Consider the following 23193-nt stretch of genomic DNA (forward strand, 5'->3'; position numbering starts at 1 on the left):
CAGTGAAGTGTGCCTCTTTTGGATATAACCGTATGAAACCGATTTTGCACGATATTTCATTTACGGTGAATGAAGGCGAAATACTTGCCGTTATGGGATGCAACGGAATAGGGAAAACAACGTTGTTGAAATGCATCGCAGGCATATTCGAATGGACGGCAGGTTCTTCTTTTATTATGAACCGCCCCTCAAAAGAAGCGCATCGATTTTTGGCTTATGTGCCGCAGGCAAAAGCGCTGTCTTTCGCTTACACTGTGTTGGACTTTGTTTCATTCGGCAGGTGCGGTGTAAACCGATACTTTGCAGCGCCTTCAAAAAAAGATTATGAAATGAGCGAAAAAATTCTTGGCGATTTGCATATCAGTCATTTGAAAAACAAAAACTGTAACCGGTTAAGCGGAGGAGAAATGCAAATGGCATACATCGCAAAGGCATTGGTTTCTCAGCCGCGTCTTCTTATCCTCGATGAACCGGAATCAAACTTGGACTTTTATAATCAAGCGCAGCTTTTAAATATACTACAAACACTTTCAAAATCGAACCGTACCACCATCATCATTAATTCGCATTATATTCAAAATATTATCCGCATTGCAGATAAGGGATTATTACTTGCCGACCAAACCTATCTTTTCGGCGACATCCGTGAAGTCATCACACAAGAAAACGTGCAATCTTTTTTCAACGCAAATGTGGAAATTGTACAGGTTAATACGTCAACCGCCTTGTTGTTGAAAACATAATGGAATGAAGCATTTTAGTAGGTCAATTTAACATTCGCGAGCATTTATTCTGATTGAATCAACAACCCCGGCGCGAGCGTCGGGGTATGTTGTTCTCATAAGGTGGTTGTAGTCGGCTTTAATACCCTTCGTTACGACGCGAGCGTCGGGGTATTAAACCCTCCGCACGAATAAAATCCATCTAAATTCCCATAATTGTCAAGAAGAACACAATGTTAAAATACAAATTATCATGCTGTAAGGCATCCGTCTAGCATCCCTTCAACTTTTTCGCCGCCTCAATCATCTACTCTTCGGGTGGGTCTTTCCGGCGAACAAAATATTTTCCCAAATTATTTCGGGAAGCCGATGCACAGTATATCCGCAAGACCGCAGTGTAGCGTATCCAGATTGAAATATACCTCCCGCTCTTATGCTCCCAGCCAAAAGATATAGCAAAAAGACAATCCTTTGACATTTTGATAGCCGCCGCTAACTTATATAACTATGATAGCATAAAAGATTTTGGTATGTGGTAAAAGATTACTATGAAAGAAAACAAAACGGCCGTATTCGATGTGAGAACGCTTCTTTTGTTAGATATATTGATTATGATATTTATGCTTATTTCCGGAAAGCCGGAGGTAACGCTTAGCGCTTTTATGCTTGCTGCGGCAGTGCCGGTCATAACGGGATTATACGGCGTTCTGTTGTGTTATGCGCTTTTGTTTGCGGGACTGTTTGTCTATTATCAGTTCATCTTTCACAGCGCTATACAGGGGTTTCACTCCGCCGTTTTTTCCGTTATCGGTGTTTTCTCTTTTATTGTGCAGCGGATTATCCCTTTTATGCTGCTCGGAACGGTAATACAAAAGCAAAAAAATATTTCTGAGATCACCACAGCGCTTGAACGTATGCATCTTCCGAAGGGTATTATCCTCAGCATAGCGGTTATGTTCCGATATGTCCCGTCAATCAAAGACGATCTTTTCATTATCATCGATGCGATGAAGCTGAAAGGTTTGTATACGTCAAAACGAGCTGCCCTCATCCATCCGATAAGAACGATGGAATTTGTGCTTGTGCCGATGCTATTTAAAAGTCTCAAGACCGCGGAAGAACTTTCCTGCACAGCATTGGTTAAGGGAATTGAAAACACCGGTAAGAAAACATCGTATTTTGATGTCAGGCTTCGAGTCGCTGACGTTGTGTTTTTACTCACTGCAATCACGTTGTTGACGGCAAGTGCAAACATAAAGTTATTTTGAGAAAGAGTGCTCCGTATGATTAAACTGAACGATGTAAGCTATCAATATAACGGCGCGGTTGTGCAGGCGATTCAACACATATCCTTGTCCGTCAAAAAAGGAGAGCTGGCGGTTATCACCGGAAAAAGCGGTTGCGGGAAGTCAACATTATTCCGCTGTATAAACGGACTGTGTCCGCGTTTTTATGAAGGAGAAATAAAGGGCTGTCTTACATTAAACGGCAACGCTGTTGCGGCTATGAGTATGTGCGCGCTCTCAAAAAGTGCGGCCTCCGTTTTTCAAAATCCTGAAAGTCAGTTTTTTACAACCGATGTGCTTTCCGACCTTGTGTATCCGTGCGAGAATTATGGCATACAAAAAGAAGAAATAGAGCGGCGGCACCGTGTTACAAAACTGTTATCTCTGGAACCGCTTTTGAACAGAAAGCTTTCGGAACTCTCCGGAGGTGAAAAACAAAAAATTGCAATCGCTTCGGTTTTAATGTTGGACACGCGCGTTGTACTGATGGACGAGCCGTCTTCCAATCTCGATTATCAATCCGTCGAATTGCTTACACAAATACTTGCACAGCTAAAATCAAAAGGCTACACGCTGCTCATCATTGAGCATCGGCTTCATTATTTGGCAGAACTCTGCGATCGCCTCATCATAATGGAAAACGGCAGCATCGTACGGGAATATAAAAAAGATGCATTACACAACGTAAGTAATGACGTATTCCACAAGCAACAGCTTCGCGCTTTGCATCTATTCGGCAATACGCTCACGGCCGTGCCTACTCCTCAACCTCAAACGAAAGGCGACCCGTTGGCGGCGCTTCACGATATTCATTTTGCCTATCACAAAAGCGTGAAGGTTTTGAAAGGAATTAATCTTTTAATCTACCCCGGAGATAAAATCGCTTTAATCGGTAAAAACGGCTGCGGAAAGACAACGCTGGGAAAAATCCTCTGCGGGTTACAAAAGGAACAACACGGCACGCTGCTATTTGACGGAGACATATTCCCGGTAAAGGCGCGCAGCAGGACGGCTGCGTACGTGATGCAAAATGTTGACTTTCAGCTTTTCGGGTGCAGCGTGTATGACGATTTACTGCTCGGCAACGAATCGATGCCCGATCGGGAAAATCGAATACAAAGTGTGCTTACAGCACTCGGCCTTTCGGCACTGCAAGCACAGCACCCGACTACATTGTCGATGGGACAAAAACAGCGGCTGGTGGTTGCCGCATCATTTTTGCAAAATAAGCGGCTTACTATTTTTGACGAACCGACCAGCGGACTGGACTACGGTAGTATGAAAAATGTCTGCACGCTTATCGATTCGATAACAGGGGATGCAAACGCCTCCATAATTATCACACATGATTATGAGTTCATTGTGAACGCCTGCAACAGAGCGGTTCTTTTGGAAGACGGACGGATAAAAGAAGATTTAACTTTGGTTGCTAAAATAGCGCAACCAAAGTTAAATGACGAGTTTGCTCATCGCAAACATCGCTTATTAAACGTATGCGCTGACGCGCATGAATGCAACGGTTTCAAAAATTCATATTTTGTTCAGCCGTTGCATTGTAAGGAAGATTTCCAATTGAACGGCACGATGCAGCTCGATCATATTTTTAAAGAGAGGTTATAAAGGTATGAACACAGAAAACAATCGCTGGAAAATCAGTCACTTTGTTTTAATCGGTTTAATGGCGGCGATTTATGCAGCTGTTATTTATGGCGTCGGAATGCTGACGTCCGTTACTATTCCTATTATGCACGTGTTTGCCCCCAGCATGACGGGTATTCTTATGGGGCCTATCATCCTATTTGTTGTAAAGACTGTCCGGCGGTTCGGAGCATTAACGCTGTTGGCAGGACTGGGTGTCGCGCTCTTTACGCTGACCGGAATGGGAAGTATTAACTGTTTAATTTTTGTCGTCATTATAGGCTTGATATCTGATGTGATTCGTGCGGAGGCTTTTATACCCCGGCGCTCTGCGCCGTAATAAAGGGTATAAAAACCGACTGCAACCACCTTATGAGAACAACAAGCCGATGCTCTGCATCGGGCTTGTTGATTATCGTAAAAACAGGGTTCAAAACACTTTCAATCGCCGCAGGGCACGGACTTACGCAGGCAGCATATTTTGGCGGAGGAGTGTTTCCTTTCATTTTCTTTTTAGAGCGGGAATTGGCGAAGTGGCAGGAAATGGGCATGAGCTTGGACGAGATACGTGAATATGTACAATACTTTACCGGTGCCTTTGCCGTCATCGGCATCGTATCCGCCATCGTCTTCGGTATCGCCGGCGTGTATATTGGCAAGCTCATCTTAAAACGGCATTTTAAAGATATGAAGTAAAAGATTGCCAACCATGCGATTTAAGGATTTTGTAAAAGAACATATTCCGGTTTATAGTGTTTCTGTGGTCTTGGCGATTGCTTCCGTGTTTTTCGGATTGTTGCCGTATTATGCGATGTTCCGGTTGCTGCTGCGTATTGTGCAGGGCTGCAATGGGCATCTCTAAAAACTCGATTGGCTTTTAGAGGTTTCCATAATGACGAGAACACTATGAGAATAATAGAAGATTATTGGAAAGATTGTTTATCCAGAGAGGGGATATTCGGTCTTTTAACTTTTTATACCATCCGTCCGTTATCGATTCGGATAACTCTATCCGCTTCTTTTATAGTAGACGGACGGTGCGCAATTGTGAGGATAGTTTTACCTCTGCGAATATTGTTCAACGCTTGCCGAAACAAGGCCTCGCTTTCGCTGTCCAAATTGGAAGACGCCTCGTCCATCAGTAAAATGGGAGATTTTTTCAAAACGGCGCGGGCAATGGCGATACGCTGTTTTTCCCCGCCTGAAAGCTGTACGCCGCGCTCGCCCGCATTTGTATCGTATCCGTGTTCCAGTTTTTCGATAAAGCCGTCCGCCATTGCAATCTGCGCTGCAGCTTTTATCTCTTCATCGGAAGCGCAGGGACAGGCGAGCGCAATATTTTCTTTAATGCTTTTATTAAAAAGATATACATCCTGCGGCACATACGCAATCATATCCCGCACGGATTTTTGATTCAATGCTTTGATATTTTTTCCGCCGATATATACCGCGCCGCTGTCGGGATCGTAAAAACGCATCAGTAGAGCCGCTATCGTCGATTTCCCCGCTCCCGACTCTCCGGTAATGGCAACGCTCTCTCCCGCCTGCACGAAAAAAGAAATACCGTGCAGTACCTCCCGGTCTTTTTCATAAGAAAAACGCACATCCTTAAACTCGATACTGCCTGCAAGGTGCAGTTCGGATTGCGGAATATACGGTACGGTATCGGTAACAGACGGTGTTTCTTCAAGAATATTCAAAATCCGCTTTGCCGCTCCGTTGGAAATATTCATCGCTCCCGCCGTTACCGAAACACCCATCACCGGTATAAAAGCAAACAGCGAAAAAACAATCACGACGGAAACCGTTTCCGGCCGCAATGTTCCGGCAATAACTTCTGTATGGGCGAATAAAAGCGACGCAATCAATACAGCGGAGGTAATCAGATTGACGGTTAACCCCTGCATACCCTTAAATCGCCCATCCTTCCTTTCTTTTTTGTTCAACCTGAGCGTATCCCGTACGACCTTTTCGATATATTTTTTCTCTTTTCCAAAAATCAAAATTTCACGCAACCCTTGAACGGTATCCACCGCTTCCGCATGTACGGCCGCCGCGCCCTCCCGTATTTCCTCTCCCGTTTTTTTGGTAACACGGTTGAAAAAATACGGTACTGCTGCAACAAGGATACAAGCAGCGCACACGGCGGCGGCAATACGCAACGAGAGAAACGCAAGAGTCGTCAGATACAGTACGGTGCATACGGCAGCAACGATATACGCACCTGCGGTATGAGCGTAAAAGATTTCGGTTGCTTCCACATCCTCAACGATAGCAGCGGTTATGTTCCCCGACCGTGTTTTTGCCATCGATTGAGGCGCCGATGCCGAAACTGCATCGTATAAAAGCCCCCGTATTTTCTCTATAATTTTGTAAGCAACCAGATGACATTCGTACATTTCCAAAAAAGAAAAAAGCGCTTTTCCGCATATAAACCCTAAAAGAGGGATAAACAAATACAGCACGGTTTGAACACTCGCACGGGACAGTGCCGCCGAGGTAATATACGCTCCGGTTAATACCGTCAGCAGCGAAAAAACACTATTCAATATTCCATACAGCACTGAAATCATGAATTCTTTTTTATACTCTTTGATATATACGATCAATTTTAAAAGCGGTTTATATTTTTCGAACATTTCTTCGCTCCTTTCTACTGCTGTGCTTGTACCAGTTTTTTATAATAACCGTCTTTTCCAAACAGCTGATGATGAGTTCCTTCTTCGACAATCCGGCCATGCCGCAAAACCAAAATGCGGTCGCAATCTTCTATTGTATTTAAACGGTGGGCAATGGTAATACTCGTACGGTTTTTTAATAACACCGAAAGACTATGTTTGATCTCATTTTCGTTTTCGGTATCGACACCGGAGGTCGCTTCATCCAGTACGATAATCGGCGCATCTTTCAACACGGCACGTGCAATAGCAATACGCTGCCGCTGTCCTCCTGAAAAATTAAGCCCCCGTTCCCCGACACGCGTGTTATATTTTTCAGGCAGGCTTTGAATAAACGAATCGATATGCGCAATTTTGCATGCTTCGATTACCATACTGTCATCAGCCGTTTCGTTTGCATGCAGCAGATTTTCTTTTATCGTACCGTTGAACAAATATGTTTCCTGCGAAACAACGGAAATTAAACTGCGGAGCGATTTCAGCGTCAGATCCCGTATATCGATTCCGTTGATGGCGATACGTCCCGCCTGCGGATCATAAAAGCGGAGCAACAAATTGATAAGAGTTGTTTTTCCGCTTCCCGATTCTCCAGCGATTGCAAGCCGCTCGTTTTTTTTGACCGTAAAATTCATGTCTTCAAAAACGGGAGCTTCATTTTCGTTATACGAAAATAAGACATCCGTATACGCAATTTCAAAACCGCTCGGCATTTTTACATCGAGTGTTTTTGTCCCCGTATCGTGTATTTTTTCTTCTTCGTCGAGCAGTGCAAAAATACTGCCTGAAGAAGTAATGCCCATAAAGCCTTGATGAAAATACGCACTTAAATCGGCCGCAGGTCTGAACACTTCATTCGTCATAAAAAGCAGAACCAAAAGCGAAGAAAGCGGAATACTCCCTTTTACCGCCAGAAGAGCGGCAACCGCAAGGGTGAAACTGACGCCTGCGCCCGAAGCAAATCCGGCAATCCCCACTTCCGTTAAATTGACTTTGAGATTATTCATCGTTTCGGAAAAAAGCGTTTTCATTTTTCCTTTTAATACGCTGCCGATTCGTTCTTGCGCATTGTTTGCCTTTGCCGTTACAATTCCCTGTACACCGTCTAATATTTCTGCCGTCAGCTCCTGATACGCCGCCCAATGCGCATTGGAAGATTCCGACAATACTTTCCCGAATACGATCGGAGATATGAGTACGATAATCAATGCTACAGACGCAATAAGCCCGAGCACATAATGCACTGAAAAAATATAGACAAGCATTGCAGAGCAAGCAATAAGGCATACCAGCACCTGCGGCAGATACAGCGTCAAATAACCTTCCAAATAATCGACACCGCTTACCATTGTCGAGCCCAATGTACCGGTACGCTCGTCATCCAAAAATGCGGGTCCCAGTTTTAGCAGCTTTGCATAAATGCGCCGTCTGAGTATATTTTTTACCGTGCCGATAATTTTTTTTCCATACACGGAATTTATATAGATTAATACAAGCCGCGTACCGATAATTGCTGCCAGATATGTTATATACGGTAGCAGTGCGGAAAATGCAGCCCGTTTATACAACAGCCCGACGATCGTGCCCAGCGTCGCCGCCTGCACAATATAGGTCGCAGAAATGGCAACCCCTATCAAGGCTTTGCATACAATACCGGTACGCACACTTTTCGTCAGTTCCATCACCCGTTTGTGAATCATCATAACTATTTTCTCCAAATCACAATAGGGAACCTCTAAAAACTTCCGTTAGATTTTTAGAGATGCCCAATAGAACTCTTTTTAGTTCAAATGTAAGTTTCTGCTTTTCAATAAAGCTGCCGTATACTCGTGTGCCGGATGAGCAAATACTTCTTTGCATACGCCCGATTCGACAATGCTGCCTGCCCGCATAACAATCAAATAATCACAGAAATATTCGATTATATTGAGATCATGCGAAATCAAAATTAACGTCAATTTATACTTTTCTTTTAGCTTTGAGAGTAGCGACAAGATTTGCGCCTGAACGGCAACATCAAGCATCGAAGTAGGTTCGTCAAGAATCAGAATTTCCGGTTTTATAATGACCGCTCTGATAATGCAAATACGCTGTAGCTGACCGCCTGAAAAACAATACGGAAGTCTGTCCAATTCGTCGTATGCAATTCCGGCATCTTTACATAACGACTCCAATTCCTTCAAAAACACCTGCTTTGAAGCAAAGCGTTCCTTATGGAGCGTATACATTTCTTCCAAACTGCGCTGTACCGTAAAATCCGGATCCAGCGCCGATTCGGGATTTTGCTGCACTGCTTGTACGGTGCGGAAAAATTCTTTTTTGCGGCCGTATGCACAAACCGGCCTACCGTGTATCAAAACGATTCCGCTATCGGGTTTTATCAAATTAAGAATACAGCGTGAAAGTGTCGTTTTGCCGCAGCCGCTTTCTCCGGTGATGCCGGTGACGGAAAAGGGTACAATACCGCAATCGATATTTTTTAAAATAGAAGCGGACGCCCCAAGTATTGTATTGCTGCGGAATGATTTTGAAAGAGCGCTGCATTGGAGAATATATTCCATACTATCGCCTTCACATAAGATTTTGCGGCATCGCTGCCATCAAAGAACGAAAATAAGAAGAGCGACGGTCTTTGAATACCGATTGCGTTTCTCCTTCTTCTACAATTGCCCCGTTATACATAAGCGCACAGCGGTGAGAAAGTTTATGCGCAAGTTCCAAATCATGCGTTATAAAAATAATTGCAATATGCTCCGTATCGTAAATCGACTTAATCAGCGCAGCGTATTCGTTCCGCAACATCATATCCATTCCGCGGGTCGGTTCGTCAAGAATCAGTACGGAAGGTTTACACGAAAGGCCGAGCGCAGTTAAAACGCGGTGCTGCATCCCGCCGCTTAATTGAAACGGATATAGATTTAATACATCCCGATTAAGCGACACACTTTTCAGTAATGCACAGGAACGGGAATATACTTCATCCGCCGTTTTGCAAATTTTATGAACCGTAATCGGTACGGCAAGTTGACTTTTAATCTTTAACAGCGGGTTTAAAGAGTCCGCAGAAATTTGCGGCACCAATGCTATTTCTTTTCCGCGAATGGTGTTATATTCCTTTTCCGTTAAACCGGAAATCGCTTTACCTTTATAAAAAATGGTACCTTCGATTATTGCATTTGAAGGCAGCATCCCCAGAATGCTTGCTGCAAGAACAGACTTACCGCTGCCTGTTTCTCCCATAATCGCAAATATTTCATTTTTAACAGTTAAAGAAATATTTTTTATAATCCGTTTTTTTTCTTCTCCGACTACAAAATCGACTGTCAGCGCACGTATGCTTAAAACGGCATCCGTCATATCTTTCTCCTGACATCCCGTGCGTACTGCATAAAATTTTGAACGGCTTCGGATAAATCGGCAAAGATGAGGATAACAGAGAATTGAAATAATCCCGGACAAACCATCAGCCACGGCGCATAATTGATAAACCGAATGGATTCTTTTAACATCAAGCCTATTTCAGGATGAGGCGGCTGCACACCGAAACCCAAAAATGAATATGCGGAAATGCCGATAATGATGTGCCCCAAGATGAGCGGAAACGTCGGTAAGAGTAGCATAAACGCAGGCTTTAAAAGATGCCTCGTTACGATAAACAAATCGGAAGCGCCGATAATTTTTAATCCCGTAACAAAATCGCTGTGCTTCAGTATCATTATTTCGCTTCTGACTACCTTTATATTAAATATCATACCGAAAACAATCGATAAGACGATTAAAATAAAAACGGAATTTCCGAAAACAGCGGAAAAAAAGATAACGGCGGCAATCATTGGAAACGATAGAATGATATTGCAAAGATAATACAGTATTTCGTCGAACAGTCCGCCGTAATATCCTGCAAAAAGGCCGATTATCCCACCTAATAAAAAACTGAAAACCTGAGCAGTGAGTGCAATAAAAAAAGTGTATTTGAACCCTTGCAGCGTCCTTAAAAAAACATCCCGACCGAAATCATCCGTACCGAATAGATGCCGTATCGACGGCGGCAAAAATCTGTGTTCCAATGAGGCATGTATTTCCGGAGCAGCTGCAATATCGGATAATACCACTGCCGTAAGAACGGCAAAGCTCAATATCGAATAGACGATAATACGAACTTTGCAATTCTTTTTAGTTTTCATAAATACCTCGTCTGTCGATTATAAGATATACCATCTCTGCAAAGAAGTTTAAAAGATTGATAAAAAGTCCCAACAAAAAAAGTGTTCCTGCGATAACGGGGTAATCTTTTACATTGAGCGCTTCGGCAAGCATCAGCCCCAAACCGGGAATAGAAAAGATATTTTCGATTAAAATTGCTCCGCCGATAAATCCGCTAAAATCGATGCAGGCTACTGCAATTGCAGGGGCTGCGATATTTTTAAGCACGTGCCTTATAAAAATGATCTTTTGCGGAATGCCGAGCGCTCCCGCTAAGATGATAAACGACTTACTTAACACCGCTTGAGTTTTACTTTGAATAACGCAGGTTAAATTGGAAAACGACATAATGCCCAGTAAAAAAGCAGGAACTATTAAACTTTTTATTCCGTGATAACCTATTGTAGGAATAACAGGAATATAATTCGCAATAAACCAAACCAAAATAACGGCAATCCAAAATGACGGTATCGACATACAAATGATACGCCACCGCTGCAAAAAGAAACGGCACAGTATATTTTCTTTTACCGATGCGAGCACTCCGATCGGAATACCCAATGCCGAATAAATCAGCAGGCTTAACAATGCGAGTTTAAAAGTAACCGAAAAACGTTTTATAAAAATGCCGGAAACCGGTTTGTTTGTCAAATACGATGTACCGAGATCTCCTTTTAATAAACTGCATAACCAATGCGCATACAGCCTGCCGAACGGTTTATTGAGTCCGAGCTTTTTGCCGTATACGTCTACTGTTTTGTCGCTTATAAAGCCCCGTGCATTTTTTGCATTCAGCAACAACTTTTCTGCGCTGCCGGGCGCAAAATAAATTACGGAAAAACTTAAAAAAGACAGCAACAGTACCGTCGGTATAATCATAATTAATTTTCTGATAAATACATGTAACGGACTCATAAAACATTTTTTTCCTTTTGTGAGCATCTTTCAAAAACTATAAGTCTATCGCTTATCCTGTAAGAAAGTAATCATCATATTCGCTAACACGGACATGCAAATCAGTGCTTTTAGAGATGCTCTTGCATTTTCCAATCGGCAGCGCTGCACCACTACCGTTTTTCGGTACGGAGTTTGACGCCGCTTAAATCGATGCGGTATACGTTCCCGTTAAACCGGAAGCCTTCAAAACGCGGATTAAAAATTGCCATGCGGGAACTGGTACATAACGGTAGGGTTACGCACTGCTCGTATTGTTCTTTCCATAATGCTCCCGCGTAGGTTTTAATTTGTTCTTCGGTTGCCGATTCGACCAAAGCGCGCGCCGCTTCCACAGACTTTGCATTAATGGCATAGCTTAATCCGTAGTCGGTATAATTATCATCAAATCCAAAATAGGTTACGGTACCGATGATCGGTTCATACCACGGATGAGAAACAGCCAAGTCATAATTGCCGGTTTTAAAATGCTCCCTCATTGATTCACCGGTAACCTGAATAATTTCGCAATCTATTCTGAGTTTATGCAATTCCGATTTTATAAAAACGGCCAAATCGCGTTGGTAATCTTCTTTTGAAGAAATTAAAAATTTTAACGAAACTTTTTTTCCGTCTTTTTCGAGTACACCGTCGTTATCGCTGTCCCGATAACCCGCTTCGGCAAGCAGCGCCTTTGAAAACTCCGGATTATAGGTATATGGTTTTTCGTTTTGAGGTCCATCGGTAAATGCAGGGTTAAATTGATGTCCCGATGCCTGAGGTATGCCAAAAAAAACGGTATCAACGAGCGCCTGTCGGTTTATTCCGTATTCCAGCGCTTCGCGCAACGCTTTATCGCTGCAAAAACCTTCTTTCCAATTAAAGCTGATAGTCATAAGTGAAGTAAAAGCGTCTTTCGGTTCTTCAAAAAAGCTCATCTTTTTTGCCTTTATTAAATCATCGATTAACGGATACTGTATCGAAAGATAATGCTCACTTATGCCAAGCACGTCGATTTGCCCTGACGAAAGAGCCGAATTCCGTGCATTGTCGTCGGTGATCACAAGCCACTCTACTTGCGGAATTGAAGGCGCTGCCGCTTTATTCCAGTAGTTCTCATTCTTTATCAAAGAAGCCGACTGACCTTCGTCGTATTCTTTCAAAATATATGCGCCGGTTCCGATAAAATCGGTAATGTTTAACGCCTCATCAACTCCGTTTTCTTTTATCGCCGTTACTAACGCAAGATCCTGCGGCAGAAAATAATACGGAGCAGTCAAGCTGATTTTTAAATGCGTCGTATCCGTTATGCTGACCTCTTTCAACAGGGATGAAAATACGCAGTACGTTATCGGCGCAACGTTTTCGATATCCCATTTTACGGTTTGCGCGGTAAGCGGAGTTCCATCGGAAAAAAGAATATCATCCCGTATGGTAAGATGGTATTCCGTTGCCGTATCGTTCCGCGTCCATTCGGTAATGATATTGGGAAGCGGTTTGTAATCGAGTGTCATTTGCAAAAGCGTATCAAATACCAACGTCGAGCCTTCAAGCGACCGTTTAAAATCCTTTATGGCGCCTATTTTCAGCACGGTCTGTTCCGTATCCGTGGGTGTTTCGCTTTTTACCGTACATGAGATTAGCAGCACAATTGAAAGAATCCCCAATAGCAAGCGTTTCATAGAAGTTATACCGTCCTTAAAACATATAAATAGAAGTTAGTTTCAACTTACTATACGCAAAATGATTTTTCTTTCCACTCCATTTTGAGCGAAAATACTCCATTTTGATATTTTTTTTGAAAAATACTTTTGAAGATTCTATGAATTTTTATCGTTTTTAGCAGGGTTCGTAAGGGTGTTTCTGTACTGCAGCGGTGTTTGCCCGTATATCGACTTAAAGGCATCGGAGAATTTACTCGCATTTGCATAACCCAAATCAGCCGCTATCTCCGCTATTTTTTTGTTTGTAGAAGAAATATAAAACGCTCCCGTTTTTAGTTTATATTTTTTTAGATAGGAATACGGACTGTCGCCGTATATTTGTCTGAACAATTTTTGAAAAATTGTGTAACTTATCCCTTCCGTTTTTACAAGCTGTTGAAATGAAATATTCTTATCAAGGTTATCGGCAATAAAGGCATGAATTTTTTTTACCTTATTGATATTATAGCCTGAAAAAAATTCTTCTGTCCGGTATGCCGATAGACCAAGCCTGTTCAAATAATGAAGAATTTCAAGTATTTTAATTTGAAAATAAATATGATCGTGCATATCCGTGTTTACATATAACGCATCTAAAATTTTTGTAATTTCCGATTCCGGTTTCAGTTTATACCATCCGTTTTTTAAATCCAATTTTGCACAAATCTTATTAATATCGATATCAAAGATTTCCGTTACGGCGGCAAATTTTTCATCCAGTTCATCGAGAAAAAATAAAATGCTTACTCCTTTGTAAATTCTCAGTGGAAAATATGTTTTTAACAGTGCAAGTTTTTCGTAATTAATTGCCGCTTCTTTTTCGCCTAAATATGAAAAAGATTTATTTTCAAATTCACCTTCCAAAATACCTTGTTTGCAATAATCGATTCTAAATACATTACGCGGTTTTCCGCGAAGAAAATATACTTCATCGGTCTCGGTATCATAAAATTCAAGATTAACGCCCTTATACAATTGTATCACGGCTGTTTTATATTCGGCAGTTTTATTCATTTATTTTCCTCATGCTTCAAACCACATTTTTTCATTCTGAAATGCTTACGTTATTTATGCGGAGGTTTTCATACCCGCCGTTCCTTTTAGAAGCACTGACATTCTGTCAGAGTAGGAATGTCGTGGCAGAGCTACAACTTGCAGTCAAAACTATACACGGATGTATAGTTTTGCCGAACGCTCTGCGCCATAATAAAGTATATGAAAAAACACAAAATATACCATATTTCACATTGATGAGACGAGGGGGTAGCGGAATAACACACGGAAATCAATTTTTGAAAAATGATAGTGCAATGTAACCGTTTCTATGATGTTTTTAGAAAGAATGATGCGCTTTTTTAATGGGTTTCCGGTGGTTTCGGCTCCAAAATCTATGAAAGAGGTGAAAATTGATTTCCGTGGGAATAACAAGACTGCTGCGCGGATACCGCAGGAACAAGATTTGAGGGTACCGAAAATCCTTGTTACAAAACAACAGAAGCAGCGGCCTTTTATGGAGCGGTGCCCATCATTTTACGTCCGTGTAAAATGATGGGCACGAGTTTTTGTTGCACAAAAACATCGCGCATAATCTCTTTTGTGCCGTCCATGGCATAAGCTTTTATTCGGGGAGACTTTCCCCTCCTTATCCATCTATAAAAAATACGCTACAATCGAAGAAGCTGTAAAGGGCTCCTCTAAAAACTCGGTTGGCTTTTAGAGGTTTCCATAATGAAGAGAACACTATGAGAACAATAGAAGATTATTGGAAGGATTGGGAGCGGCTGGGGTTTGAAAAGAAAGTGGAAGTGGGGTGTATTCGGTACACGGCGTCGCCTGAGCTGGGGACGAGAGGTTTTACTATTATGGGGAATACGCGAACTGCAATGGGGATTGTGTCCGACTGCACGCTGGAGCGGCCGTGTATCATAGAGGAGTCGGTTGACGAGCGGGGAATTGAGATCGGACGGTATTACGAGGGTTCGGTGGAAGTGTATGATGCATGCCGAAAGCCTTTGCCGGATGCGGTGGACTACGGATTAAATGTCTATGTGAACGAACCGATTTTTCATGGGTTTAAACGGATTAACCCGCACGTACGGATTGTCAATGCAGGGTTTTCGTATCGTCCTCAGTTTTTTGAAACGCTGCCTATCGCACTGCCTGATGATTTTTGGGAACGTGCGGCGGCGGTTCTTAATCCTGCTCCGCTGCATATTCCGCAGATATCCGCGATCTGTGAGCAGCTGAAAAACTGTACGCTGACGGGTGATGTGCTCGTGCTGTATATACAGGCGAAGGCGTTGGAAGCGTTTGTGTATCTTTTTGACTATATCTATTCGCATACGGAAAAACGGACGGTGCATTTATCAGCGGATGATAAAGCGCGTTTGCATGCATTGCGTGTGTATCTTGAAAAGCACGCGGTGAATCCGCCGACGATTCAGGCGTTGTCGAAACAATTTGCGTTAAATAGAGAAAAACTGGTAACGGGATTTAAAGAAACCAACCATACTACGGTTAATGGGTATGTGCAAAATGTGCGGATGCATAAAGCGGTTGAGCTTTTGAAGAACAGCGATGTGTCGATTACACAGATTGCCCGTGAGGTTGGCTATTACGGCGACGGGTATTTTCAAACTGCGTTTAAAAAATATTACGGAGTTAGTCCCGGCGAATTACGAAGAGAGATGAGGGGGAAGAAGTGCGGGGAATGACAGTTGACGAGCATTTTTTAGAAGATGTCCTATAGTACAACTTGCCATCATTTCGCTCTTAGCCAAAATATATCGCCATCAGACAAACTTTTACCGGTATTACGGACAGCTCATTCAAAAAGACGTATAAACAAACCATGCGATTTAAGGATTTTGTAAAAGAACATATTCCGATTTATGGCGTTTCCGTGGCGTTGGCAATCGGGTCGGTTTTTTTCGGCCTTGCACCGTATTATCTGGTGTACCGGCTGCTGCTTGATATTGTGCAAGGCTGCAGTGAGCGGACAGTGCTGCAATATGCGCTGCTGATTTTTCTTGCGCTCTCGCTTCAAATTCTGATGCACTGTCTTTCGACTGCGATCTCGCATAAGACGGCGTTTTCCATTTTGAAAAAAATACGGCTTGCCGTCACGGAAAAGATGATGCGTATGCCGCTCGGCTACACGCAGACAAAGGGGAGCGGCTACTTTCACAGTTTGCTGATCGACAGCATCGAGCGGCTTGAATATCCGCTTGCACATGCAATCCCCGAAACGACTTCAAACGTGCTGCTACCGGTCAGTATTATTGCGCTGCTTTTCAGCTTTGATTGGCGGATGGGACTTTCACTATTGGTACCTGCGGGATTGACCTTGCTTTTCTATCTTCCGATGTATATCGGCATTATGAACGAGTTTGCCGCAACCTATTATACAATGCTTGAAACGATGAACGGGCGCGTTATCGAATATATTCGTGGGAATAAAGAAATAAAAATTTTCGGACGGGAAGATGCGGCGCTTTCAAAATATGACACCTCCATCGACGAGTATAAAACCGCAACGCTGCATCTTTATAACAGAATGTATATTGCCGCCTCCCCTTCAATCATTATGCTCTCCTCGCTTTTAGCGAGCGTGCTGAGCGTCGGCGGCTTTTTATACTGCGCCGGAAGTTTGAGCGCGCACTTATATTTATTTTCCGTGTTGGTGTCCGTCGGAATCGGTACATCTCTTTTAAAGTTCACGGAATTTATGGATAACTTTTATTACATTAAAAACGGCGAACGCCTCATCAACGAAGTTCTCTCTGCTCCTGAATTACAAGAACCCGATACAGCCGTCGGTGAAATACCGAATAACGAAATTGCACTGCATCATGTTTCTTTTGCGTATGAAGATGTGCAGGTGCTGCATGATATTTCACTTGTGTTCCCTGAAAAAACAAAGACTGCGATTGTCGGGCATTCAGGTTCCGGTAAAACGACCGTCGCTAATCTTATTGCACGCTTTTGGGATGTACAGGAAGGAAGTATAACAATAGGCGGTGTTGCGTATCGAGATTTATTTTTGGATCAGCTGATGCAGCGGGTCAACTATGTAACGCAGGACACCTTTTTATTCAACATGACAATTATGGAAAACATACGGCTTGGGAAGCCCGATGCATCCAATGAGGAAGTGATTGAAGCGGCAAAAAATGCATATTGTCACGAGTTTATCATTGCGTTTGAAAATGGCTACAACACGAGTGCAGGAGATGATGGTGCAAAATTGTCGGGAGGTCAACGGCAGCGGATTATTATTGCACGTGCTCTATTGCGAAACGCACCGGTGTTAATTCTTGACGAAGCGACCGCCTATGCGGATATGGAAAATCAGCAAAAGATACAAAAGTCGCTTGAACAATTGTGTAAAGATAAGACACTTATTTTAATTGCTCACCGGCTGTCGACGGTTACCGGCTGTGATCAAATTATCTTGATGAATAACGGAACGGTCGCGGCAACGGGAACACACAGCGAACTTTTGAAAACCTCGCCGCTGTATGCAAAGCTGTGGGACACACACGAGCAAAGCCGGAACTGGAAGCTGGAAAGGGTAATAGGGGAATCGGTATGTTAAAAACGGTGAGACTGTGAAGTCCTTTCTGTAAATTCAGTGGCTATGGTAAAAAGTTTGAATGCGGGTATATCCCTCAAGTAGCTGACAGATACTGTTGATTTTTTATCAAGCGTTAAATACTAAAGACAGCTTCCTTGACGGCGAGTTTTCGGCTTTGCCTCAAACATCGATTCCGCATCAACGATTGCCATCCTTGGCGAATAGATCTTCCAACTGAATAGAAAAATATAAATCGTTATCGATGGCGACAGTCAAAACATCGAACAAAGTACGGACACAAAAGGCAATTTCTATACGGTGTATTACGATGAAAAGAAATAGAAATTACTCCTACATACATATTGCTGAAGCGGTATCAAAACAAGAAATATTTGAGGTCGTCAAAATCCGTAGCAAATCTATATTACTTTAAAGTAATAATCACAAATTCTCTCGGCATATCAAACTTGGTCATAACGCTTGCAATACGAGTCATACATGTTGCTGCGGATATATTGGTATGAATAAACAGCATATCGCCTTTAATATTTGAGATTTTATCCGGGAATAGCCCATCAAATGATTTATATCGGGTGGTCAGATCTATATTCTTGTCTATAATCGTTTTTAATAAACCCCAGTGTAGAATTACACCTTCGCGATTGAATAAGTCAGTTTGATTATCAAGGATAAATTGGAAATCATATCTGCTATCTTCTTTCATAAATGTGATAAACTTTATAAATACATCTTGCCAAGTCGAGACATTAAAAACGCTCTCGTTGATTATCATTTTTGCCGGTTTATTCCCCTCTGCCCAATCACCGGCATCGTCGTCTATAGGGGAAAAGGTTGTGACATCAGGTTTTTTTCTATCATAGTTAGAAGCTGCTTGATATTGTTGAGGTAATGGGAATGTCTCCAAGAACCAATTAATCATATTTGACTGGTGTTGTTTTATACTATCCTCATTCCAAACATCATTGTTAAGTATTTCCAGTCTATAATATAAAGAAGAGGTGTGCAGTTTGGTTTTCTTATCTTTGAAGGGGTTGTTCCCTATTTCACTATTAAACTCTGTTAGAATGAGATTTCCAATATTATGCAAATATTTTTTATATATTTCTTCATAATTATTTCCAAGCATTGTTTTCCACTCATCATTGAGTGTCTGCGGCATAATGTGTTCTATCGTGATTTTAGCATTTCTAAAATCAACCGGGACTTTTGCATTGTGTTCTTCTATTTTTCCCAGAATAAATTTTCCATACGTTTTAAAATCTTCATAAAATTTTGAAATCATCAAGACTTGCCGCATTTCATCATCATTCGGAAGTCTCATTTTATAAAACATACTTGATAATAAATCGATCATTTCAATTTTCTTTTGCACGAGATCATGTATGCGATTGCAGAGAAGTACGATATTTTTATTTTCTCCTTGCGTTAGCCGTGCTATTCGTCTCCGTATTAGATACGTTCTAATGATTTGCAATATCGCTATAAAATTATCATCACTAAATATGATAGTGCTTGTTTGATTTTGATGATAATAAAGCAGTCCAAGGATAAACGGTTTAAATGCTTCGGTTTTTATATCATGAAAAATATTCCTCAACAGTTCCTTTATTTGACTGTCTTTTATTTTATCTGGTGAAATAGTATCAGTGATTTCTGCTTGTATAATCCAAGTATAAAGTTTTACATACTTTACGATGTCGTCAATAAAAGCTTTATGATTAGCATACGATTCTTCGACAAAGTTTTTGAAGTTTGCATAAATTTCTTTTGTGTTATTATCACTTACCACTTTTATAGAAGTAGATTTTTTATACTGTAAAAAATCTCGAAAAAAGTCCGACGTACTACCGGCTAATTGTAGTTCAATTTTTGGGTACCAAATTGTTTCATACATGATCGCTTGATGCGTACAGTCCATATTGAGCAAGACATAATTTCTGATTAAATCGGATAGAGTGAGCGGTTTTCCTAAAGAATTGAGCGTTTCAAAAATAATTTGCGGGTCTTCACCTTTAAATGGTCTTTCATCTAAGAAAATAACGGCAACATTAAGCCGTTGGATGGCTACAATATATTTTTCCAATGTAATTTCAGGACGTGATATTTTTATATTTGCTATTAGTTTAGTGAATATATCATACGCATTTTTTATTATACCGGGTTTTGCACTTGTTCCATTTATCAATGCACGATAGGCATCCCAATCTTTTGAAACTTGCTTTAATTTTATTTTATCTTGAAAAGATGATGCGTTATTAGTTAAATAAGTATCAGTAATAAAGCCTCTATTTTCTTTGTTGGGTTCATTATCTCGTAAAGCAATCAAAAAGAGCAGTGTCGTGGTTAATCGTTGCTGCCCATCAACAACAATGGACTTATTCACAAATCCTGCTTTTTCTTCCTTTATAACGAGTGTTCCAAAAAAGTGTTCAAGTTTATCGGATTGTGCCGTATCAAGTTCGGAATTAATAATCCTGATAATATCGCTAAAATACCTTTCTATTTCTGTTTTGCCCCATGCATAAGCTCTTTGAAATGGAGGAATAAAAAATGAGGTTGCATTTTTCGCTAAAATATCATGAATGGAATGTGTCTCTGTTTGCATAATTGTTTTTCCTTGCGTTTGCGGGTTAGCAAACGCGACGTTTATAAAGTAACATAGCTGTACGATTATCAAATAAGTCCAGACAACTACTAACCTTATATCACAAATGAGCATATCTTACTACTACCCTGAGTTGCTTGCCCTCGCTTATGTCGTCAGCCAAAATATATTGCAGGAAGACAATGTTGTGTTGATTGTACAGATGCCGGGCGGGAAAATGATTAAAATCAGAGGAATCTGTTGGAGGCGCCATGTTAAAAACGGTAAGGGATTTTATTAAATTGATGGGCGGGCAAAAAAAGCAATTGTATGCATCGCTCGTGTTAAGTTTTTTTGACGGCTGGCTGATTGTAGTTCCGTTGATGACCGCCTTTCATATTACTGCGCGGATGCCGGAATTTAATCCTGACGTTACGGAGACGTTAACGGCACAGGAAATGATTCGCTATTCGCTCGTTATGTCGGCAAGCATTCTTATACGCATTGTGCTGCGCTATCTTGTTTCGTATTTCCGTTCGGGTGCAGGGTATAAGTGCATGGCCGAAGAACGCAAACTTTTGGGTAAGGAATTACGAAAAGTTTCGCTCGGCTTTTTTAACGAAAAGAATGTAGGCGATTTAGTTTCGACGATTACCTCCGATGCGGCATTTTTGGAAATAGAAGGCATCGGCGTTATTGAAAAAGTTGCGGTCGGCATTCCAACCTTTGTTATCGCACTGATTATCTGCCTTTCATTTGACTACCGCATTTTCTTGTTGGTGCTTGCGCTGCTCATTCCGACGTGGTTTGCCTACCGCTATCTTGCCACACGGCAGGATGCGCTCAATCTAAACCGGCAAAAATTAATCGGAACGGTAACTGAAGACACGATTGAATTTATCAAAGGACTACATGTACTGAAAGCCTACAATATGGCGGAAAAACAATTTTCCAAAACGCAAGAATCATACGAAAAACTCCGCGTCTTTTCCGTACGAGGAGAGTTTGTGCATATCCCACCGATGGGCATCTATCAATTATGCTTCCGCTTGATTACCACAGGAATCGTATTTCTTTCGGGGCTTTTTCTGGTGTATAAGGACTTTACATTCCCGCAAACATTTTTGTTGATGCTTGCTTCGTTCAGCCTTTTTACCGGTGCGGAAGCGATGGGCATATTCAGTATCTTTTCCAAGATGACGCAGCAGTCCATCGACCGAATGAATCAAATTAAGAACATTCCTAAAATGCACGATTTGATGTGTGCGTCTAACAAAGCGCCGGAAGAATTGAAGCAATTCGATATTTGTTTTGACCATGTGAGTTTTGCATACAGTCAAACGCCGGTATTACGGGATGTGAGTTTTTGCGTACCGGAGGGAACAACGACGGCGCTCGTCGGACTTTCGGGGAGCGGCAAGACAACGGTTACGAATCTGGTTGCCCGCTTTTGGGATATTATGCAGGGACACGGGACGATCAGCATCGGCGTCAAGGAGATAAAAACGCTGTCGTATGAAAACCTGTTGAAGAATATCAGCTTTGTATTTCAAGATGTATTTTTGTTTAACGATACCGTGCTGAACAATATCCGAATAGGACGGCCTGATGCGACGGTTGAGGACGTGCAAGAAGCGGCTCGGCGTGCAGGTTGTGCGGATTTTATTGAAGCGATGGAAAGCGGCTATGACACCGTTATCGGAGAAGCAGGCTCACGGCTTTCCGGCGGAGAAAAGCAGCGCATATCCATTGCACGGGCGATTATCAAGGATGCGCCGATTGTTCTTTTGGATGAAGTGACGGCAAACGTCGATGTGGAAAACGAGCGGATGATCCAAACAGCGTTGCAAGAACTGTTGAAAAATAAAACGGTGATTATGATTGCTCATAAACTTTCTACCATACGGAACGCCGATCAGATTCTCGTGCTGGAAAACGGAACAATCATCGAGCGAGGTACACATGATGAACTGATTGCACACAACGGACTGTACCGCAGGCTGTGGAATATTCAATATGAAGCGGAACGGTGGAGGATGTAAGGAGGCTGGCGCGACGGGTAATTTTATGATAATGGTTCATTACGTATACCGTAGATTGCCCTCTATACACAACTGTTCTGAAATATCCACTAAAGCATCTCAAAAGACTCGAGTGATATTTCTGCAGAACCGACTATTATCTTATAATGCCGCAAGCTCTGTTTAAACGATAATTCGACGGCAGCACACCTGTATAGTTTTTGAATTGAACGGAAAAACTTCCTGCATTTTTATAGCCGAGCCGATAGGCGATTTCCGCTACATAGAGATTACTCTGTACCAACAGTTCGCATGCCAATTCCATTCTTTTTTGCGTGATGTAATCGGAAAAACTTTGCCCCGTAATTGCTTTAAATACATATTTGAATTTTGAAACACTCATATACGCTTCGGATGCCAGTTCCGACAATAAAAAGTTCTTCGACAAATGAGCGTTCACATATTCCATAATCCTTGCAACAGCGTATCTATCGGAAACGGCAATCTTTCTGTCATCCGCATGGCGGAGCTCTTCCGCTTTTTGAATAATGATTGCAGTCAGTTCATCTATCTTACTTTTGAAAAATAATCGAGTAGAGATTTTACTGCCTTTGAAAATGCAGATACGGTTAAATATCGACGCAATTTCGGGAATAAAAATGCCATGCGGAAACACCTGCAATTCCTTTTTCAAATCGATACCTTTTACGCCGAACTCTTTTTTCAGATACGTTTCATAATAATCCGGCAGCAGCTGAACACTGATCACTTTTGCAGGAACATCTTTTTTGATCACATACCGGTACCTGCGATTGTCCGGCGCATAGTCGA

Annotated in this window: 17 protein-coding genes and 3 pseudogenes; 10 read left to right on the forward strand and 10 right to left on the reverse strand. The window is 41.9% G+C overall.

Features of this window, described 5'->3' with window-relative positions; translation table 11 throughout:
- Window positions 1–32 precede the first annotated feature (32 nt).
- From HGH47_RS06855 to HGH47_RS06885, 7 genes and pseudogenes are all read left to right on the forward strand, one after another.
- A complete protein-coding gene (locus HGH47_RS06855; protein WP_212566235.1) occupies window positions 33–743 on the forward strand; it encodes an ABC transporter ATP-binding protein in 711 nt (236 codons plus the stop codon).
- 527 nt (window positions 744–1270) lie between these two features.
- Window positions 1271–1990 (forward strand): energy-coupling factor transporter transmembrane component T, encoded by a 720-nt coding sequence (locus tag HGH47_RS06860; protein WP_212566234.1) that lies wholly within the window; start codon window positions 1271–1273, stop codon window positions 1988–1990.
- 15 nt (window positions 1991–2005) lie between these two features.
- Window positions 2006–2497, forward strand: a pseudogene (locus tag HGH47_RS06865) (ABC transporter ATP-binding protein); the annotation flags it as partial.
- Between the two features lie 300 nt (window positions 2498–2797).
- Complete coding sequence (locus HGH47_RS06870; RefSeq protein ID WP_432911247.1) at window positions 2798–3628, forward strand: ATP-binding cassette domain-containing protein; 831 nt, start codon at window positions 2798–2800, stop codon at window positions 3626–3628.
- A 4-nt stretch (window positions 3629–3632) separates the two neighbouring features.
- Window positions 3633–3944 (forward strand): annotated as a pseudogene (locus HGH47_RS06875) (MptD family putative ECF transporter S component); the annotation flags it as partial.
- Window positions 3945–4057: 113 nt separating this feature from the next.
- Window positions 4058–4342 (forward strand): annotated as a pseudogene (locus tag HGH47_RS06880) (MptD family putative ECF transporter S component); the annotation flags it as partial.
- A gap of 13 nt (window positions 4343–4355) precedes the next feature.
- Complete coding sequence (locus HGH47_RS06885) at window positions 4356–4508, forward strand: hypothetical protein (RefSeq protein WP_212566233.1); 153 nt, start codon at window positions 4356–4358, stop codon at window positions 4506–4508.
- Between the two features lie 112 nt (window positions 4509–4620).
- Here HGH47_RS06885 and cydC read toward each other — a convergent pair whose 3' ends face one another.
- The 8 genes from cydC to HGH47_RS06925 all read right to left on the reverse strand — a co-directional run bounded on the left by cydC (window position 4621) and on the right by HGH47_RS06925 (window position 14174).
- Window positions 4621–6285, reverse strand: coding sequence for a thiol reductant ABC exporter subunit CydC (cydC, locus tag HGH47_RS06890; RefSeq protein WP_432911224.1), 1665 nt, complete (start codon window positions 6283–6285; stop codon window positions 4621–4623).
- Between the two features lie 14 nt (window positions 6286–6299).
- Window positions 6300–8024 carry an ABC transporter ATP-binding protein gene (locus HGH47_RS06895; protein ID WP_432911227.1) on the reverse strand — a complete coding sequence of 575 codons (1725 nt, stop codon included), beginning with the start codon at window positions 8022–8024 and terminating at the stop codon, window positions 6300–6302.
- A gap of 78 nt (window positions 8025–8102) precedes the next feature.
- Window positions 8103–8882, reverse strand: coding sequence for an ABC transporter ATP-binding protein (locus tag HGH47_RS06900; RefSeq protein ID WP_212566232.1), 780 nt, complete (start codon window positions 8880–8882; stop codon window positions 8103–8105).
- A 10-nt stretch (window positions 8883–8892) separates the two neighbouring features.
- Window positions 8893–9678, reverse strand: coding sequence for an ABC transporter ATP-binding protein (locus HGH47_RS06905; RefSeq protein WP_315449514.1), 786 nt, complete (start codon window positions 9676–9678; stop codon window positions 8893–8895).
- The gene (locus HGH47_RS06910; protein ID WP_162662509.1) at window positions 9675–10505 is read right to left on the reverse strand and encodes an ABC transporter permease; all 831 of its coding nucleotides are present in this window, start codon (window positions 10503–10505) and stop codon (window positions 9675–9677) included. Before HGH47_RS06910 ends, HGH47_RS06905 begins: the two co-directional genes overlap by 4 nt.
- Entirely contained in the window at window positions 10495–11439 is a 945-nt protein-coding gene (locus HGH47_RS06915; RefSeq protein WP_253715099.1) for an ABC transporter permease, read from the reverse strand. The genes HGH47_RS06910 and HGH47_RS06915 overlap by 11 nt, the downstream gene beginning before the upstream one ends.
- Before the next feature lie 152 nt (window positions 11440–11591).
- Window positions 11592–13139, reverse strand: a complete 1548-nt coding sequence (locus HGH47_RS06920; RefSeq protein WP_212566227.1) for an ABC transporter substrate-binding protein — start codon at window positions 13137–13139, stop codon at window positions 11592–11594.
- Between the two features lie 138 nt (window positions 13140–13277).
- On the reverse strand, window positions 13278–14174 hold the full coding sequence (locus HGH47_RS06925; protein WP_212566226.1) for a helix-turn-helix transcriptional regulator: 897 nt from the start codon (window positions 14172–14174) through the stop codon (window positions 13278–13280).
- Window positions 14175–14902: 728 nt separating this feature from the next.
- On the opposite strand from HGH47_RS06925, the gene HGH47_RS06930 reads away from it, so the two are divergent.
- Both HGH47_RS06930 and HGH47_RS06935 read left to right on the forward strand, forming a co-directional pair.
- A complete protein-coding gene (locus HGH47_RS06930; protein WP_212566225.1) occupies window positions 14903–15874 on the forward strand; it encodes a helix-turn-helix transcriptional regulator in 972 nt (323 codons plus the stop codon).
- A 137-nt stretch (window positions 15875–16011) separates the two neighbouring features.
- The gene (locus tag HGH47_RS06935) at window positions 16012–17757 is read left to right on the forward strand and encodes an ABC transporter ATP-binding protein (RefSeq protein ID WP_212566224.1); all 1746 of its coding nucleotides are present in this window, start codon (window positions 16012–16014) and stop codon (window positions 17755–17757) included.
- Window positions 17758–18160: 403 nt separating this feature from the next.
- Here HGH47_RS06935 and HGH47_RS06940 read toward each other — a convergent pair whose 3' ends face one another.
- Window positions 18161–20362: a DUF262 domain-containing protein gene (locus tag HGH47_RS06940; protein ID WP_212566223.1), complete on the reverse strand. Its 2202-nt coding sequence runs from the start codon at window positions 20360–20362 to the stop codon at window positions 18161–18163.
- A gap of 251 nt (window positions 20363–20613) precedes the next feature.
- On the opposite strand from HGH47_RS06940, the gene HGH47_RS06945 reads away from it, so the two are divergent.
- Window positions 20614–22383: an ABC transporter ATP-binding protein gene (locus HGH47_RS06945; protein WP_212566222.1), complete on the forward strand. Its 1770-nt coding sequence runs from the start codon at window positions 20614–20616 to the stop codon at window positions 22381–22383.
- Window positions 22384–22519: 136 nt separating this feature from the next.
- Here HGH47_RS06945 and HGH47_RS06950 read toward each other — a convergent pair.
- Window positions 22520–23193 (reverse strand): helix-turn-helix domain-containing protein (locus tag HGH47_RS06950; RefSeq protein WP_432911237.1); only part of this gene is annotated, 674 nt, incomplete at its 5' end.

This window comes from Treponema sp. OMZ 805 (assembly GCF_050937395.1).
Lineage (GTDB): Bacteria > Spirochaetota > Spirochaetia > Treponematales > Treponemataceae > Treponema.

Excerpts from the sequence above, each read along its gene's own strand:
- HGH47_RS06900 (WP_212566232.1), bottom strand. The coding sequence starts at position 8,882 with ATGGAATATATTCTCCAATGCAGCGCTCTTTCAAAATCATTCCGCAGC.
- HGH47_RS06915 (WP_253715099.1), bottom strand. The coding sequence starts at position 11,439 with ATGAGTCCGTTACATGTATTTATCAGAAAATTAATTATGATTATACCG.
- HGH47_RS06885 (WP_212566233.1), top strand. The coding sequence starts at position 4,356 with ATGCGATTTAAGGATTTTGTAAAAGAACATATTCCGGTTTATAGTGTT.
- HGH47_RS06895 (WP_432911227.1), bottom strand. The coding sequence starts at position 8,024 with ATGATGATTCACAAACGGGTGATGGAACTGACGAAAAGTGTGCGTACC.
- HGH47_RS06855 (WP_212566235.1), top strand. The coding sequence starts at position 33 with ATGAAACCGATTTTGCACGATATTTCATTTACGGTGAATGAAGGCGAA.
- HGH47_RS06860 (WP_212566234.1), top strand. The coding sequence starts at position 1,271 with ATGAAAGAAAACAAAACGGCCGTATTCGATGTGAGAACGCTTCTTTTG.
- cydC (WP_432911224.1), bottom strand. The coding sequence starts at position 6,285 with ATGTTCGAAAAATATAAACCGCTTTTAAAATTGATCGTATATATCAAA.
- HGH47_RS06920 (WP_212566227.1), bottom strand. The coding sequence starts at position 13,139 with ATGAAACGCTTGCTATTGGGGATTCTTTCAATTGTGCTGCTAATCTCA.
- HGH47_RS06930 (WP_212566225.1), top strand. The coding sequence starts at position 14,903 with ATGAGAACAATAGAAGATTATTGGAAGGATTGGGAGCGGCTGGGGTTT.
- HGH47_RS06940 (WP_212566223.1), bottom strand. The coding sequence starts at position 20,362 with ATGCAAACAGAGACACATTCCATTCATGATATTTTAGCGAAAAATGCA.
- HGH47_RS06925 (WP_212566226.1), bottom strand. The coding sequence starts at position 14,174 with ATGAATAAAACTGCCGAATATAAAACAGCCGTGATACAATTGTATAAG.
- HGH47_RS06910 (WP_162662509.1), bottom strand. The coding sequence starts at position 10,505 with ATGAAAACTAAAAAGAATTGCAAAGTTCGTATTATCGTCTATTCGATA.
- HGH47_RS06935 (WP_212566224.1), top strand. The coding sequence starts at position 16,012 with ATGCGATTTAAGGATTTTGTAAAAGAACATATTCCGATTTATGGCGTT.
- HGH47_RS06905 (WP_315449514.1), bottom strand. The coding sequence starts at position 9,678 with ATGACGGATGCCGTTTTAAGCATACGTGCGCTGACAGTCGATTTTGTA.
- HGH47_RS06945 (WP_212566222.1), top strand. The coding sequence starts at position 20,614 with ATGTTAAAAACGGTAAGGGATTTTATTAAATTGATGGGCGGGCAAAAA.